At 73.9% G+C, this 15127-nt stretch carries 15 protein-coding genes and 2 rRNA genes; 13 read left to right on the top strand and 4 right to left on the bottom strand.

What is annotated here, in order from left to right; genetic code table 11:
* Positions 1-106: ribosomal RNA gene (locus tag IE251_RS40165) — 23S ribosomal RNA — on the top strand; the annotation flags it as partial.
* Positions 107-215: 109 nt separating this feature from the next.
* Positions 216-332 (top strand): 5S ribosomal RNA (gene rrf, locus IE251_RS40160).
* Positions 333-362: 30 nt separating this feature from the next.
* On the opposite strand, the gene IE251_RS40540 is transcribed toward rrf, so the two are convergent.
* A complete protein-coding gene (locus IE251_RS40540) occupies positions 363-1430 on the bottom strand; it encodes a hypothetical protein (RefSeq protein WP_194552783.1) in 1068 nt (355 codons plus the stop codon).
* A gap of 57 nt (positions 1431-1487) precedes the next feature.
* On the opposite strand from IE251_RS40540, the gene IE251_RS40535 reads away from it, so the two are divergent.
* The gene (locus tag IE251_RS40535) at positions 1488-2252 is read left to right on the top strand and encodes a tetratricopeptide repeat protein (RefSeq protein WP_194552782.1); all 765 of its coding nucleotides are present in this window, start codon (positions 1488-1490) and stop codon (positions 2250-2252) included.
* A 77-nt stretch (positions 2253-2329) separates the two neighbouring features.
* On the opposite strand, the gene IE251_RS41600 is transcribed toward IE251_RS40535, so the two are convergent.
* A complete protein-coding gene (locus IE251_RS41600; RefSeq protein ID WP_229897167.1) occupies positions 2330-3748 on the bottom strand; it encodes a DUF1015 family protein in 1419 nt (472 codons plus the stop codon).
* 74 nt (positions 3749-3822) lie between these two features.
* Between IE251_RS41600 and IE251_RS40140 the strand changes: the two genes are divergently transcribed.
* From IE251_RS40140 to IE251_RS40125, 4 genes are all read left to right on the top strand, one after another.
* Positions 3823-4851, top strand: a complete 1029-nt coding sequence (locus IE251_RS40140; RefSeq protein WP_189757879.1) for an HAD hydrolase-like protein — start codon at positions 3823-3825, stop codon at positions 4849-4851.
* A 151-nt stretch (positions 4852-5002) separates the two neighbouring features.
* Positions 5003-6046: a FecCD family ABC transporter permease gene (locus IE251_RS40135; RefSeq protein WP_189757878.1), complete on the top strand. Its 1044-nt coding sequence runs from the start codon at positions 5003-5005 to the stop codon at positions 6044-6046.
* Positions 6043-7089, top strand: coding sequence for a FecCD family ABC transporter permease (locus IE251_RS40130; protein ID WP_189757877.1), 1047 nt, complete (start codon positions 6043-6045; stop codon positions 7087-7089). Before IE251_RS40135 ends, IE251_RS40130 begins: the two co-directional genes overlap by 4 nt.
* Positions 7086-7937, top strand: coding sequence for an ABC transporter ATP-binding protein (locus IE251_RS40125; protein WP_189757876.1), 852 nt, complete (start codon positions 7086-7088; stop codon positions 7935-7937). Before IE251_RS40130 ends, IE251_RS40125 begins: the two co-directional genes overlap by 4 nt.
* Here the strand turns inward: IE251_RS40125 and IE251_RS40120 are convergent.
* A complete protein-coding gene (locus IE251_RS40120) occupies positions 7921-8268 on the bottom strand; it encodes a sterol-binding protein (RefSeq protein ID WP_189757875.1) in 348 nt (115 codons plus the stop codon). The two genes, IE251_RS40125 and IE251_RS40120, sit on opposite strands and share 17 nt — an antisense overlap.
* Before the next feature lie 42 nt (positions 8269-8310).
* Between IE251_RS40120 and IE251_RS40115 the strand changes: the two genes are divergently transcribed.
* From IE251_RS40115 to recN, 4 genes are read left to right on the top strand one after another with little or no spacing between them, the layout of a single operon-like run.
* Entirely contained in the window at positions 8311-8592 is a 282-nt protein-coding gene (locus IE251_RS40115; protein WP_189757874.1) for a hypothetical protein, read from the top strand.
* 23 nt (positions 8593-8615) lie between these two features.
* The gene (locus tag IE251_RS40110) at positions 8616-9431 is read left to right on the top strand and encodes a TlyA family RNA methyltransferase (protein ID WP_189757873.1); all 816 of its coding nucleotides are present in this window, start codon (positions 8616-8618) and stop codon (positions 9429-9431) included.
* Positions 9428-10345 carry an NAD kinase gene (locus IE251_RS40105; RefSeq protein ID WP_189757872.1) on the top strand — a complete coding sequence of 306 codons (918 nt, stop codon included), beginning with the start codon at positions 9428-9430 and terminating at the stop codon, positions 10343-10345. The genes IE251_RS40110 and IE251_RS40105 overlap by 4 nt, the downstream gene beginning before the upstream one ends.
* A 39-nt stretch (positions 10346-10384) precedes the next feature.
* On the top strand, positions 10385-12127 hold the full coding sequence (gene recN, locus IE251_RS40100; protein WP_189757871.1) for a DNA repair protein RecN: 1743 nt from the start codon (positions 10385-10387) through the stop codon (positions 12125-12127).
* 197 nt (positions 12128-12324) lie between these two features.
* Here recN and IE251_RS40095 read toward each other — a convergent pair whose 3' ends face one another.
* Entirely contained in the window at positions 12325-12669 is a 345-nt protein-coding gene (locus tag IE251_RS40095) for a hypothetical protein (RefSeq protein WP_229897166.1), read from the bottom strand.
* A 145-nt stretch (positions 12670-12814) separates the two neighbouring features.
* Between IE251_RS40095 and IE251_RS40090 the strand changes: the two genes are divergently transcribed.
* Positions 12815-13567 carry a hypothetical protein gene (locus tag IE251_RS40090; protein WP_189757870.1) on the top strand — a complete coding sequence of 251 codons (753 nt, stop codon included), beginning with the start codon at positions 12815-12817 and terminating at the stop codon, positions 13565-13567.
* 305 nt (positions 13568-13872) lie between these two features.
* Complete coding sequence (locus IE251_RS40085; protein ID WP_189757869.1) at positions 13873-15027, top strand: glycosyltransferase family 4 protein; 1155 nt, start codon at positions 13873-13875, stop codon at positions 15025-15027.
* Positions 15028-15127: the final 100 nt, after the last annotated feature.

The following is a 15127-nucleotide window of genomic DNA, read 5'->3' as shown; positions in this document are numbered from 1 at the left end:
CTTGATGGGGTAAGGCTCCCAGTAGACGACTGGGTTGATAGGCCGGATCTGGAAGCACGGTAACGTGTGGAGGTGACCGGTACTAATAGGCCGAGGGCTTGTCCATTGATGCTCGCGTCCACTGTGTATGTTCTGAGGCAACGAACGGTTGCCGGCTCAGAGCTGAACCGAGACACAAGTAAAGAGTGTGCTTGTTCGCTCGAAACCATTAGGGTTTCGGTGGTCATAGCGTGAGGGAAACGCCCGGTTACATTCCGAACCCGGAAGCTAAGCCTCACAGCGCCGATGGTACTGCAGGGGGGACCCTGTGGGAGAGTAGGACGCCGCCGAACAATCTTTGGAGGACCCCTGGTCACCAGCGTTCAGCTGGGACCAGGGGTCCTTTTGTTTTTACAATGCTTGAGGTACCACAGACAGGAGTCACCATGTCCACCAACTCTCCCGGCGACCGTCCGGAGCGCGACCAGCGGCGACGGGACAGTGGTGACCGGGGTGACGGAGGCGGCTTCCGGCGCGACAACGACCGCCGGGGCCGCGACAACGACCGCCGCGACAACGACCGCCGCGACAACGAGCGTCGTGGCAGCGACCGTGGCGGTTACGACCGTGGCGGCTACGGCCGGCGGGACGATCGCCGCGATGACCGGCGTGACGACCGCGGCGGTTTCCGCCGGGACGACAGCCGTGGTGGTGGGTTCCGCCGCGAGGGCGACCGGGGCGGGCGTCCGGGATTCCAGCGGGACGACCGCGACCGTGGTGAGCGTGGCGGTTTCCGCCGTGACGACCGGCGCGATGACCGCAGGGACGACCGCCGCGACGACCGTGGTGACCGCGGTTTCCGTCGTGACGACCGCCGTGACGACCGGGGCGACCGTCCCTCCTACCGCCGCGACGACGACCGCGGTGGCTACGGCCGGCGGGACGACCACCGCGGTGGTTTCGGGCGCCGTGACGACCGTCGCGACGACCGACGGGACGACCGCGACCGTGGCGAGCGCGGCGGCTTCCGTCGTGACGATCGCCGCGACGACCGGCGTGACGACCGCGGCGGTTTCCGCCGTGACGACAGCCGTGGTGGTGGGTTCCGCCGCGAGGGCGACCGGGGTGGGCGTCCGGGGTTCCAGCGTGACGACCGGCGCGATGAGCGGCGTGACGACCGTGGCGGCTTCCGTCGCGACGACCGGCGCGATGACCGCAGGGACGACCGCCGCGACGACCGTGGTGACCGCGGTTTCCGTCGTGACGACAGCCGAGGCGACCGCCGGGACGACCGCCGGGACGACCGTGGTGGTTTCCGTCGGGACGACAGCCGTGGGGAGCGCGGTGGCTTCCGGGGACGGGACGACCGTGGTGGCCGTGGGCTCCGCAGGGACGACCGGGGTGGCCGGCCGGGCGGTGGCTTCCGGGGACGTGACGGCCGGGACGACCACCGTGGCGGTGGCCGGTTCCGCGACGAGCGGGACCGCGACCGGGAGCCGATCAAGCGGCTGCCGATCCCGGAGGACGTCACCGGCGACGAGATCGACAAGGACGTCCGACAGGAACTCCAGAGCCTGCCCAAGACGCTCGCGGAGGACGTCGCCAAGAACCTGGTGATGGTCGCCCGGCTCATCGACGAGGACCCCGAGGGCGCCTACGGCTACTCCAAGGTCGCCCTGCGCCTGGCGTCCCGCGTGGCCGCCGTGCGCGAGGCCGCCGGGTTCGCCGCGTACGCGACCCAGAAGTACACCGAGGCCCTCGCCGAGTTCCGGGCCGCCCGGCGGATGACCGGCACCGTCGAGCTGTGGCCGCTGATGGCCGACTGCGAGCGCGGGCTCGGCCGGCCCGAGAAGGCGCTCGACATGGCCGGCGCCCCCGAGGTGCACAAGCTGGACAAGGCCGGGCAGGTCGAGATGCGGCTCGTCGCCGCCGGCGCCCGGCGTGACATGGGCCAGCTGGACGCGGCCATCGTGACCCTCCAGAGCCCGGAGCTGGCCTCCAACTCGGTGCAGCCCTGGACCGCGCGCCTGCGCTACGCCTACGCCGACGCCCTGCTGGCCGCCGGCCGGGAGCGCGAGGCGCGGGAGTGGTTCGCGAAGGCCGTGGAGGCCGACCGGGACGGCAGCACGGACGCCTCCGACCGGCTCGCCGAGCTGGACGGCGTGGAGTTCGTCGACGCCCTGTCCGAGGACGCCTCGGACGAGCCGGCGGAACCGGCCGGGGACGAGGCCGGATCCACCGACGCCTCCCCGGAGGACGGCGACAAGCACTGACGCCGGCAGCCACCTGAGAGGGGGGCGGGCTTCCATGGGAGCCCGCCCCCCTCTCGTTTTCCAGGGTGTGCCCCGGCTCAGATCTCCAGTGCGCGCAGCACCAGCCCCGACGCCGGCTTCGGGCCGAACGACGTCGACTTGCGGGGCATCGTCACACCCTGCCGGGCCAGGTCGCGTACGACCTCCTCGCGGACCGGGTGCATCAGGACGGCCGTACCGCCGTCGCGTTCCGCCTTCTCGACCGTCGCCGCCGTGTCGTGGATGTAGGCGATGTGCGCCGGGGAGTCCTCGGGGATGCGCCAGACGTGCTCCAGCAGCGTGGCGTGCAGCACCGTGGCGTCCAGCGAGCGCCAGGCGGCCGGCCGGTCCGCCGGGACGGTCCGGGCCAGCAGCTGCGGGTCCGGGCGGTCGAGCAGGTGGAAGGCGCCGTCACCGGCCAGCAGGAACGCGTTGCCCGCGCAGGACGCGTCCGCCAGGGCGGCCAGGGCCTCCGGCAGGGGCGCGTCGAGCCGCCGTACCCGGAACAGTCCGTCCACCGCCCGCAGCGCGTCCGCGACCGGCAGGCCGTGCAGCAGCCGGTGGATGGCGCGGACCCGCAGCGGATAGCGGACGGTGTCGACCAGTAGGACCAGGCCGTAGTCCCAGGGGCTGGGGGAGGGGTGTTCCAGGCGCAGCCGCCGGTAGGTGGCCCAGCGGTGGTGGCCGTCGGCGATCAGTGCCTGGCGGCCGGCCAGGTCGCTCTGGACGCGGGCCAGGTCGACGGGGTCGGTGATGGACCACAGGCGGTGCCGGAAGCCGTCCTCGGTGGTGGTGGCCAGCAGCGGCGGACGGCTCGCCGTACGCTCGATCACCTCGGCCGCGGTACCGACGCCCGCCTCGGTCGCCGTAACCGCGCCCGCCCCGGCCGCAGTACCCAAGCCCGCCCCATCCGTCGTACTCGCGCCGGGCCCGGCCGCCGTACCGAGGTCCACCCCCGCCGCCGTAGCGGAGGCCGTCGTGCCGTCGCCCCGGTATGTCAGCAGCAGCGGTTCCAGGTTCGCCCGGGTGGCGCGCATCAGGGCGGCGCGGTCGGCGACCACGGGCGGCATGACGTCCTCGTGCGGCAGCACCACGCCCTCGGCGGGCTCCGTCACCCGGAGCGTGCCGATGATCCCGCGCTGGAGCATGCCGTCGCCGTCGCGTTGCTCGTACACGTACAGGCCCGGATCCGGGTCGGCGACGAGGATGCCCTCGGCCAGCCAGCGGCGCAGGGTGTCGGCGGCCTGCTCGGTGCGGGCGCTGGGGGTGCCGGCCTGCGGCAGGATCAGCCGGACGATGTTGTGCGGGTCGGCCGACTCGAGGTGGTGCAGGCCGTCGGGCCGTACGACGACGTCGTAGGGAGGGGAGGTGACGGAGGCGAGGCTGCCGACCCGGTCGGGGTCGTAACGCAGGCCACGGAACGGGGTGAGTTCCAGGCCGCGGCGCGTCGTTGCCTCCGAGTGACCTGCTGTCTTCATCCCGGCATCGTACGTGTGTCGGCGGCATGCGGGATGATCGGGGGAAAGGCGAGTCTACGAGGAGCGATACGGACATGAGCCAAGGCGTCAGGACCAGGCCCGAGGGCAGTGGGCAGCCCCTGAGCGAGGCGTACGACACGGCGCTGCTCGACCTGGACGGGGTGGTCTACGCGGGTGGCAGCGCGATCGCGCACGCGGTCGACTCGCTGGCGGTGGCCCGCTCGGGCGGCATGCGGCTGGCATACGTCACCAACAACGCGCTGCGCACCCCGGACACGGTGGCCGCGCACCTGACGGAGCTGGGCATACCGACCGGCGCGGACGACGTCATCACCTCCGCGCAGGCCGTCGCCCGGCTGATCAGCGAGCAGGTGCCGGCCGGGGCGCGGGTGCTGGTGATCGGCGGCGAGGGGCTCAGGGTGGCGCTGCGCGAGCGCGGCCTGGTGCCGGTGGAGTCGGCGGACGACGACCCGGCGGCGGTCGTCCAGGGCTACGGCGGGCCGGACCTGCCGTGGGGCCGGTTCGCGGAGGCGTCGTACGCCGTCCGGCGGGGCGTGCCGTGGTTCGCGTCCAACACCGACCTGACGATTCCCAGCGGGCGGGGCATCGCGCCGGGCAACGGGGCGGCCGTGGAGGTCGTACGGATCGCGACCGGCGCCGAGCCGCAGGTCGCGGGCAAGCCGCTGCCCCCGATGCACCGGGAGACGATCATCCGGACCGGTGCGAAGCGCCCGCTGGTGGTCGGGGACCGGCTGGACACCGACATCGAGGGCGCCTTCAACGGCGAGGTCGACTCGCTGCTGGTGCTGACCGGTGTCACCGACGGGGCGCAGCTGCTCGCCGCGCCGCCGCAGCACCGGCCGACCTACGTGGACGAGGATCTGCGCGGGCTGCTCACCGGGCAGCCGGAGGTCACCGGGGACGGGACCGGGTTCCGCTGTGGCGGCTGGACGGCGACGGCCGGGGCCGACCGGCTGGAGCTGACGGGCGACGGCGAGGCACCGGACGGGCTGCGGGCGCTGTGCGCGGCGGCCTGGACGGCGGCCGGCGAGGGCTCGTGCGCGCTGGACGGCGGCAAGGCGCTGGCCCGGCTGGGGCTTTGACGGGCCCGGCCGGGGTAGTCACCCCCGCGGCTGTTCCGGCGGTCTGGCCCGGGGCGCCACTCTCCGGCCGTCCCGGCTGCGGGGAGTCCCCCGGGCGGGATTGTCACGGCCGGGGATCGAGAAGGAGAGCAGGGTAGGCTAACCTAACCTCGTGTTGGTCGACAGTCCTCCGGAACAGCGCGCGGAGCACGCCCCCGCGCCCCCAACCCGCCATGTGGCCAGGGCCCTTGGGCTCCTGCTCTCGGCCGTGCTCCTGGTGCTCGTCGCCCTGGCGAGCATCGCGGTCGGGGCGAAAGGGCTGTCACCGGACCAGGTGTGGCACGGCCTGTTCCACGACACGGGCACATACGGCGACGTGGTCGTGGGCGAGCGGCTCTCGCGCACGGTGCTCGGCCTCCTGGTCGGCGCCGCGCTCGGGCTGTCCGGCGCGGTGCTCCAGGCGCTGACCCGCAACCCGCTGGCCGACCCCGGGCTGCTCGGCATCAACGCGGGCGCCTCCGCCGCCGTCGTCACGGCCATGACCTATCTCGGCGTCACCAGCCTGACCGGCTATGTGTGGTTCGCGTTCCTGGGCGCGGCGGCGGTCGGCGGCCTGGTGTGGTTCCTCGGCGGCAGCCGGGGCGCCACCCCGGTGCGGCTCGCGCTCGCCGGTACGGCGATCACCGCGGCCCTGTACGGCTATCTCCAGGCCGTGATGATCACGGACGGCGCTGCCCTGGGCAAGATGCGCTTCTGGACGGTGGGTTCGCTGGTCTCGGCCAGCGACTCGACCATCGTGCAGGTGCTGCCGTTCCTCGCGGTCGGCACGGTGCTGGCGCTGGTGCTGGCCCGGCCGCTGAACGCGGTGGAGATGGGTGACGACACCGCCCGCGCCCTCGGCGCCAACCTCGACCGCACCCGCGCGCTGGCCATGCTGTCCGCCGTGGTGCTGTGCGGTGCCGCGACCGCCGCCTGCGGCCCGATCATGTTCGTCGGCCTGATGGTGCCGCACGCCGTGCGCTCCTTCACCGGCCCCGACCTGCGCTGGATCCTGCCGTACGCCACCGTCCTCGCCCCCGTGCTGCTGCTCGGCTCCGATGTCCTCGGCCGGGTCGCGGCCCGGCCCGCCGAACTCCAGGTCGGCATCGTCACCGCGGTCATCGGCGGCCCGGTCTTCATCTTTCTCGTACGACGGCGGAGGACGGCCCAGCTGTGAAGACCCACTCCAGGAGCCGCGCCGTACGCACCCCCGGCGGGCTCTCCGTGCGCCTGGACCCGCGTGCCCTGACCGTCGTCGTGCTGCTGCTGGTCGCCGCCGGCGCCGCCGGGGTCGCCCTGATCGGGACCGGCGACGCGAAGATCCCGGCGGCCGACGTGCTGCGGACGCTCGCCGGGAACGGCACCGCCTACCAGGACTTCATCGTCAACGAACTGCGTCTGCCCCGGGTCCTCGTCGGCCTGCTGGTCGGCGCCTGTCTCGGCCTCGGCGGCGCCCTGTTCCAGTCCATCTCCCGCAACCCGCTGGGCAGCCCGGACGTGCTCGGCCTGTCGCAGGGCTCCACGGCCGGCGCGCTGATCGTGATCGTGCTGCTGTCCGGCAGCGCCTCCCAGGTGACCGTCGGCGCGCTGGCCGGCGGCCTCGCGACCGGTCTGGCCGTCTATCTGCTCGCCTGGAAGCAGGGCGTGCACGGCTACCGGATGGTGCTGGTCGGCATCGGCGTCAACGCGGTCATGACGGCCGTCAACGGCTATCTGCTCACCAAGGCCGACCTGGTCGACGCCGCCCGCGCGGTGGTGTGGATGACGGGTTCCCTCAACGGCCGGGACTGGGAGCAGGTCTGGCCGCTGCTCACGCTGTGCGCCGTCCTCGTCCCGCTGGTCCTCGTCAACGCCCGCGGCCTGCGGATGATGGAGATGGGCGACGACATCTCGAACGCGCTCGGGGTGCGCGTCCAGTGGGTGCGGCTGCTGCTCATGGTCAGCGCCGTCCTGCTCACCGCGGCCGCCACGGCCGCCGCCGGCCCCGTCAGCTTCGTCGCGCTGACCGCGCCGCAGCTCGCCCGCCGGCTGACCCGCTCGCCGGGACCCAACCTCGTGCCGTCCCTGTGCATGGGCGCGACCCTGCTGGTCGCCGCCGACTGGGCCTCCCAGCGCGCCTTCGGCGCCGACCAGCTGCCCGTCGGCGTGGTCACCGGCGTGCTCGGCGGCGTCTACCTGCTGTGGCTGCTGGTCACCGAGCGCCGGGCGGGCCGGATATGACCCCGGCCGGCCCGACGAACAACCCGAGGACCACGAGGAGCACTGTGAACCGCCTGTCCGCCGAGAACGTCACCCTCGCCTACGACCAGCGCGTCATCGCCGAACAGCTGTCGGTGGAGATCCCCGACCACTCCTTCACGGTGATCGTCGGCCCGAACGCGTGCGGCAAGTCGACGCTGCTGCGGGCGCTGTCGCGGATGCTCAGGCCCAGCGCGGGCCGGGTGCTGCTGGACGGACAGGCCATCCAGTCGATGCCCGCGAAGAAGGTCGCCCGCACCCTCGGCCTGCTGCCCCAGACGGCCGTCGCGCCCGACGGCATCACGGTCGCCGACCTCGTCGGCCGGGGCCGCTACCCGCACCAGGGCCTGCTGCGCCAGTGGTCGGCCGAGGACGAGCGGGTCGTCCAGGAGTCGATGCGGCAGACCGGCGTGGCCGAGCTGGCCGACCGGTACGTGGACGAGCTGTCCGGCGGACAGCGGCAGCGGGTGTGGATCGCCATGGCACTCGCCCAGCAGACCCCGCTGCTGCTCCTGGACGAGCCGACCACCTACCTGGACATCCAGCACCAGATCGACGTCCTCGACCTGTGCGCCGAGCTCCACGAGGAGCAGGGGCGGACGCTGGTGGCGGTGCTGCACGACCTCAACCACGCCGCCCGCTACGCCACCCACCTCATCGCCCTGCGCGGCGGGAAGGTGATCGCCGAGGGCGCGCCGGGCGACATCGTCACCGCCGACCTGGTGGAAGAGGTGTTCGGGCTGCGCTGCCAGGTGATCGACGACCCCGAGACGGGCACCCCGCTGGTCGTGCCCGCCGCCCGCAAGGCACGGCTCACAGCAGCTTCCTGAGCCGGAACAGATCCAGCAGGCTCGCCTCCAGCCGGACCCGGCCCTTGCCCCAGGCGGTCGCGAAGTTCAGCTCGCCGTCCACCAGGGCCACCAGGTCGTCCCCGGCCAGGGCGAGCCTGATCTGCGCCTTCTCCCGCGGCGGGCCGGGCAGGGTGGCGTCCACCTCGATCCGCCCGCCCGTCATCCGGCCGGCGAAGGTGACGTCCAGGTCGGTGATGTGGCAGCTCACCGAGCGCTCCAGCGCGGCGGCCGCGCGCACCTCGCCCTCGGCCCCCAGCATGTTGTCCGAAAGCTTCCCCAGCGCGGCGCGGCACTCCTCGATCGTGGCCATCGCCCCCGACGGTACCGCAGCGGTTCGGGGTAGCGTCGGGGCATGAGCGAGTCCGTTCCCGAGGCCGGTACGGCGGCGCCGGCCGAGCCCGATCGGGCGTTTGAGCCCGCCGCCCCGGCCCCCCTGGACATCCCGCGCACGCCGACCGGCGACGCGGGCGTCGACGCGTGCCTGGAGCGGCTGGCCGACGCCGGCCACCTCGCCACCGACGGACACGCGGAGGTGTACGAGGATGTACTCCGGGGGCTGCGCGACGCGCTCACCGCGCTCGACGCCCGCCCGGAACCTCCGGCGCCCCCGACGCCGTACCCCAGCAGACCGTAACCAGAGCAGGAGCTGAACCGAACGTGGCAGGAGTCGCACGCCGCCGTCTCGACGCGGAGCTGGTCCGCCGGAAGCTCGCCCGTTCGCGCGAGCACGCCAGCCAGCTGATCGCCGCCGGGCGGGTCACCGTCGGCAAGACCGTGGCGACCAAGCCGGCCACGCAGGTGGAGACCGCCGCCGCCATCGTCGTCCAGGCCGACGACAGCGACCCCGACTACGTCTCCCGGGGCGGGCACAAACTGGCCGGCGCGCTGAAGGCCTTCATGCCGCAGGGGCTCGTGGTCGAGGGCCGGCGCGCGCTCGACGCCGGCGCGTCCACCGGCGGCTTCACCGATGTCCTGCTGCGCGCGGGCGCCGCCCATGTCGTCGCCGTGGACGTAGGCTACGGACAGCTCGCCTGGTCCCTGCAGCAGGATGAACGCGTCACCGTCAAGGACCGTACGAACGTACGCGAGTTGACGCTGGAGGCGATCGACGGGGAGCCGGTGGAGCTGGTGGTGGGTGATCTGTCCTTCATCCCGCTCGGACTGGTGCTGCCCGCCCTGAAGCGGTGCGTGACGCCGGACGCCGACCTGGTGATGATGGTCAAGCCGCAGTTCGAGGTCGGCAAGGACCGGCTCGGCAGCGGTGGTGTCGTACGCAGTCCCGAGCTGCGGGCGGAGACCGTGCGGAAAGTGGCCGAGCGGGCGTGGGAGCTGGGCCTCGGCGTGCGGTCGGTCACCGCCAGCCCGCTGCCCGGGCCCTCGGGGAACGTCGAATACTTTCTCTGGCTGCGGGCGGGGGCACCCCGGGTGGACCCGGCCGACGTCGACCGTGCAGTGGCGGAGGGGCCGCGTTGACACAGAACCGTGCGCGTACTGTTTTCCTGCTCGCCCACACCGGGCGGCCCGCGGCGATCCGCAGCGCGGAACTCGTCGTCAAGGGCCTGCTGCGGCACGGCATCGGGGTGCGGGTGCTGGAGGAGGAGGCGTGCGACCTGCCGCTCCCGGACGAGGTGCACCTCGTCAAGGAGGCCACCGCGCAGTGCCTGGACGGCTGTGAGCTGCTGATCGTGCTGGGCGGTGACGGCACGCTGCTGCGCGGGGCCGAGTTCGCGCGGGCCTCCGGGGTGCCGATGCTCGGCGTCAACCTGGGGCGCGTCGGATTCCTCGCGGAGGCCGAGCGGGACGACCTCGACCGGGTGGTGGACCGGGTGGTGTCCCGCTCCTACGAGGTCGAGGAACGGATGACCGTCGACGTCGTCGTGCACCGCAACGGCGACATCGTGCACACCGACTGGGCGCTGAACGAGGCGGCCGTGCAGAAGGCCGGAGCGGAGAAGCTGCTCGAGGTCGTGCTGGAGATCGACGGGCGGCCGGTGTCGGAGTTCGGCTGCGACGGGGTGATCCTGTCCACGCCCACCGGATCCACCGCCTACGCCTTCTCCGCCGGCGGCCCGGTGGTCTGGCCGGAGGTGGAGGCCCTGCTGATGGTGCCGATCAGCGCGCACGCGCTGTTCGCCAAGCCGCTGGTCACCTCCCCGGACTCGGTGCTCGCGGTGGAGGTGCTGCCGCACATCCCGCCGGGCGTGCTGTGGTGCGACGGCCGGCGCACGGTCGAGCTGCCGCCCGGGGCGCGGGTGGAGGTGCGCCGGGGGGCGGTGCCGGTGCGGCTGGCCCGGTTGCACCACTCGTCGTTCACCGACCGGCTCGTGGCGAAGTTCGCCCTGCCGACCACCGGGTGGCGGGGAGCGCCGCACCACTCCTCGGAGTGACACAGGCGGGCCATGTGCGCTGCCCGCCCCGGACCTCGTATGGTCTGTTCCGTGTTGGAGGAGATGCGGATACGGTCGCTCGGGGTCATCGACGATGCCGTCGTCGAGCTGTCACCGGGGTTCACCGCGGTCACCGGTGAGACGGGTGCGGGCAAGACCATGGTGGTCACCAGCCTGGGGCTGCTGCTCGGTGGCCGGGCGGACCCGGCGCTCGTGCGGATCGGGGCGGAGAAAGCGGTCGTGGAGGGGCGGATCGCCGTGCCCCCGTCGGCCGCCGCGGTCGTACGCGCCGAGGAGGCCGGGGCCGAACTGGACGACGGCGCCCTGCTGATCAGCCGTACCGTCTCCGCCGAGGGCCGCTCCCGGGCGCATCTGGGCGGGCGCAGCGTGCCCGTCGGGCTGCTCGCCGAGCTGGCCGACGACCTGGTGGCCGTGCACGGGCAGACCGATCAGCAGGGGCTGCTGAAGCTGTCCCGGCAGCGGCAGGCGCTCGACCGGTACGCGGGCGACGCCGTCGCCGTGCCGCTCGCCGAGTACACCGAGGCCTACCGGCGGCTGCGGGCCGTCTCCGCCGAGCTGGAGGAGATCACCACGCGCGCGCGGGAGCGGGCGCAGGAAGCCGACATGCTGCGCTACGGCCTCGACGAGATCGCCGCCGTGGAGCCCCGGCCCGGCGAGGACGCCGAGCTGGCCGAGGAAGCCGGACGCCTCGGGCACGCCGAGGCGCTGTCGTCCGCCGCGACGGCCGCGCACGCCGCTCTCGCGGGCAACCCGGAGGACCCCGAGGGGATCGACGCCTCCACCCTCGTCGCGGGCGCCCACCGCGCCCTGGAGGCCGTACGGGCGCACGACCCGGCGCTGGCCGCGCTCGCCGACCGGATCGGGGAGATCGGCATCCTGCTCACCGACGTGGCCGGCGAGCTGGCCGGATACGCCGACGATCTCGACGCCGACCCGCTGCGGCTGGCCGCCGTGGAGGAACGCCGGGCCGCGCTGACCGCGCTGACCCGCAAGTACGGCGAGGACATCGACGCGGTCCTCGCCTGGGCCGAGCACGGCGCCGCCCGGCTCACCGAGCTGGACGGCGACGACGAGCGGATCACCGAGCTGACCGCCGAGCGCGACGGGCTCCGGAGCGAACTGGGCGTCCTCGCGCAGCGGCTGACCGACGCGCGGACCGAGGCCGCCGAACGGTTCGCCGCGGCCGTCACCGCCGAACTGGCCTCGCTGGCCATGCCCCACGCGCGCGTGTCCTTCGACATCCGGCAGACCGACGACCCCGAGGGTGTCGAGGTCGGCGGGCGGACGGTCGCCTACGGCCCGTCGGGCGTCGACGAGGTCGAACTGCTGCTCGCCCCGCACCCGGGCGCCCCGGCCCGGCCCATCGCCAAGGGCGCCTCCGGCGGTGAGCTGTCCCGGGTGATGCTCGCGGTCGAGGTCGTCTTCGCGGGCACCGACCCGGTCCCGACGTACCTGTTCGACGAGGTGGACGCCGGGGTCGGCGGCAAGGCCGCGGTCGAGATCGGCCGGCGCCTGGCGAAGCTCGCCAAGACCGCGCAGGTCGTCGTGGTCACCCACCTGCCCCAGGTCGCCGCGTTCGCCGACCGTCAGCTGCTGGTGGAGAAGACCAACGACGGCTCCGTGACCCGCTCCGGCGTCAAGGTCCTGGAGGGCGAGGAACGCGTCCGCGAGCTGTCCCGCATGCTCGCGGGCCAGGAAGACTCGGAAGCGGCCCGCGCCCACGCGGAGGAACTGCTGGCTACGGCGCGGGCGGAGGTGTAGGGGGCGGCGCACATCCGTCGGGGGCGGCGCCTGATGTCTGGCGGGGCGGTTCCGGGTGTTCGTCCGGTGCGGCCCCGTCCGTCGGGGGCTCGGATGTCTCCCGGGTTGCGGATCGACACCCGCGGCCGGGTGAGGGGGGCTCGCGGCCCTGGTGGACGCGACGACCCGCAGCCGGTGGGCGCACGGGCCGAGAGCTTTCAGTTCTTCAAAGTCTCCACGTCGAAATAGGCCAACTTGCTGCGGCCGCAGCTCATGCCGAACTTCCAGGTGCCACGCCCTACCCACCTGCCATAGTGCTGCGTTCCGTCGTAGCAGCCGGCCATGGCCCGAGCCCTGCCGTACGGGACATGGCAGACCGCACTCCAGCTGGTGCGGGTGAACTTGTAGTTCCGGCACGTGACCTGTTCGTAGCTGTCTGCAGCAGCTGGGGTGGCCGAGATCATCACCCCTCCTGCCGACACCGCACCGAGGACAGCTGAACCAAGTGCCAGTGCGAGCTTGTGCTTCATCGCGTCCCCCTGTTTCCCCTGCTCGCTGGTCATGCGAGCTCGGTCTCGCCGGCGGCCCTGACGACCGTGTCCTCTTCCTCCCCCGACATGTCGGTGATCACACGGATCGACAGCGCTGCGGCCCCGGGGACGTTTCCCGGGCGCGGCCCCGTTCCGGTCGTTTCCTAAGGTGGGCGGCATGATCGACAAGCGGACGTGCCGCCCCCTGCTCCTCGCCGCCGCGCTCACCCGGGCCGGCCAGGCCGTGCTGCGCGCCGCGCCGCCCGGCGGACGCGCGCGCTGGGAGCGGACCAACCACGCCGGGCGGGCCGTCGGGCTGTACGCCGGGCCCGCCGTGGCGGTGGGGGCCGGGATCGCCGCCGCGCGGGTGTGTCCCGCGGCCGGGGCCGCGGTGCTGGCCGCCGGGGCGTGCGGGGCGTACGACGATGTCGCCGGGGACCACCGGCGCGGGTTCCGGGCCCATCTGCGGGCGCTGCGGCACGGCGAGATCACCAGCGGGGCCGTGAAACTGTTCGGGATCTCGGCGGCGGGGCTGGCCGCGGGCGCCGTGCTGAAGGAGCGGCCGGCCGACAAGCTGCTCGCCGGGATCGTCATCGCCGGGAGCGCCCATCTCGTGAACCTGCTCGACGTACGGCCGGGCCGGGCCGCCGGCGCGGTGCTCGCGCTCGGGGCGCCCGGGCTGCTGCGCGAGGGGCCGGGGGCGCGGCTGGCCGCCGGGGCGATGGGCGCCGCCGCGGCCGTGCTGCCCGACGACGTGGGGGAGCGGGTGATGCTCGGGGACACGGGGGCGCACGCGCTCGGTGCCGCGCTGGGGGCGGCCGTGGTCGCGGGAAACCGGCGCGCGGGACTGCTCGCGCACGCCGTCGCGCTGGTCGCCGCGGCCTGCTGCGGGGACCGGGTGAGCGCCCTGGCGCGTACCCTGCCCGGCTGACCTCGCCGTATGCCCGCGCGTACGGCCCGTCCAGGGCCGCCTCTCCCTCACCCGTGTGGGTGATGTGCTCCGGCGCATTGCCCCGGCCCGCCGCACGATGCGCCCTCCCGGATCTTCCCTGAACGGCCGTGTGCCCTGGCATGCTTGGCGGGGAAGGCGGGTGGACAGCGGGCCCGGACGGCCCCCGGGGGAGGCGCGCGGGCTGCGCTCTTCCGCCCCCCTGAGCCCCCAACCTTCTGTACGTTTTCCCGTGACCGCCCCACGCGCCTTCTCGTGACCGCCCACGACCCAGGAGCCCTGGCCCCGTGACCCCGCTGAGCAGCAACGCACCGCACGGCCGGCCGCCGCTGCGCACCGTGCAGGTGCTCGGCGGAGGCAACGCCGCCAGCAGCGCGCATGTGCGCTCCCTGGCCGAGGGGCTGGTCGCGAGGGGCGTACGGGTCACGGTGTGCGCCCCCACCGAGGCCGACCGGGCCTACGACTTCAGCGGCACCGGCGCCGACCACGTCCACGTGCCGCGCAGCAGCGACCCCGTCTCCGTGGCCGCCCTCCGTACCGCCTGCGCCCACGCCGACCTGGTGCACGCCCACGGGCTGCACGCCTCGTTCCGGTCCGTGCTCGCGCTCGGCGGGCGCACCACCCCGCTGGTGGTCACCTGGCACGACCGCGCCCACGCGGAGGGCCCGCGGGCCCAGCTGCTGCGCATGCTGGAGCGGCGGGTGACGCGCACCGCGGCCGTCGTCCTCGGCACCAGCCCCGACCTGGTCGACCGCGCCCGGCGGACCGGCGCGCGGGACGCCCGGCTCGCCCCGGTCGCCCTGCCCGGCCGGCGCCGGCCCGACGGCCCCGACGAGGGGGCGGACCACGACGACCCCGACCGGCAGCGGTCCAAGGTCCGCGCCGAACTCGGCGCGATCGACCGCCCGTTGCTCCTCGCGGTCGGCTCCCTGGACCGCCACCGCGGCTACGACGTCCTGCTCGACGCGGCCCGCCGGTGGCGGGAGCGGGACCCGGTGCCGCTGGTGGTGATCGCGGGGGAGGGACCGCTGCGGCCGGTGCTCCAGCGGCGGATCGAGGACGAGGAGCTGCCGGTGCGGCTCGTCGGGCGCCGCGACGACGTCCGCGAGCTGCTCGCCGCCGCCGACCTGGCCCTGCTGACCAGCAGATGGGAATCGCGGTCCGTCCTCGCCCAGGAGGCGCTGCACGCGCGCGTGCCGCTTGTCGCGACCCGGGTCGGCGGCATCCCGGACCTCGTCGGCGACGCGGCCGAACTCGTCCCGTACGGCGATCCGGTGGCCCTCGCGCAGACGGTCCTCGCTCTGCTCGCCGACCCCGGCCGGCGCGCCCGGCTGCGCGAGCGCGCGGCCCGGCAGTGCGCGACCTGGCCGACCGAGGACGAGACCGTCGCCCAGGTCCTCAGCGTCTACGACGAGCTGACCTTGCCCAGACCACTGGCCTAGCTGTTCTGTCCGGGGAGGTTGTGGACAGGTGAGCCAGGTCTCGGCTGAGAGATCTTGAACGGGTGAGGGCCTTCCGGGTTCGGTGTGGATTGCGACGTCT

Origin of the sequence: Streptomyces eurythermus (assembly GCF_014649115.1) — a bacterium.
GTDB lineage: Bacteria > Actinomycetota > Actinomycetes > Streptomycetales > Streptomycetaceae > Streptomyces > Streptomyces eurythermus.
The sequence above is the reverse complement of the archived record's forward strand: the minus strand, read 5'-3'. Positions and strand labels throughout refer to the sequence as shown.

Bases quoted from the DNA above. Each gene is read 5' to 3' on its own strand.
- IE251_RS41600 (WP_229897167.1), bottom strand. From the start codon at position 3,748: ATGAAGACAGCAGGTCACTCGGAGGCAACGACGCGCCGCGGCCTGGAA.
- IE251_RS40140 (WP_189757879.1), top strand. From the start codon at position 3,823: ATGAGCCAAGGCGTCAGGACCAGGCCCGAGGGCAGTGGGCAGCCCCTG.
- IE251_RS40125 (WP_189757876.1), top strand. From the start codon at position 7,086: ATGACCCCGGCCGGCCCGACGAACAACCCGAGGACCACGAGGAGCACT.
- IE251_RS40120 (WP_189757875.1), bottom strand. From the start codon at position 8,268: ATGGCCACGATCGAGGAGTGCCGCGCCGCGCTGGGGAAGCTTTCGGAC.
- IE251_RS40115 (WP_189757874.1), top strand. From the start codon at position 8,311: ATGAGCGAGTCCGTTCCCGAGGCCGGTACGGCGGCGCCGGCCGAGCCC.
- recN (WP_189757871.1), top strand. From the start codon at position 10,385: ATGGTCTGTTCCGTGTTGGAGGAGATGCGGATACGGTCGCTCGGGGTC.
- IE251_RS40095 (WP_229897166.1), bottom strand. From the start codon at position 12,669: ATGACCAGCGAGCAGGGGAAACAGGGGGACGCGATGAAGCACAAGCTC.
- IE251_RS40090 (WP_189757870.1), top strand. From the start codon at position 12,815: ATGATCGACAAGCGGACGTGCCGCCCCCTGCTCCTCGCCGCCGCGCTC.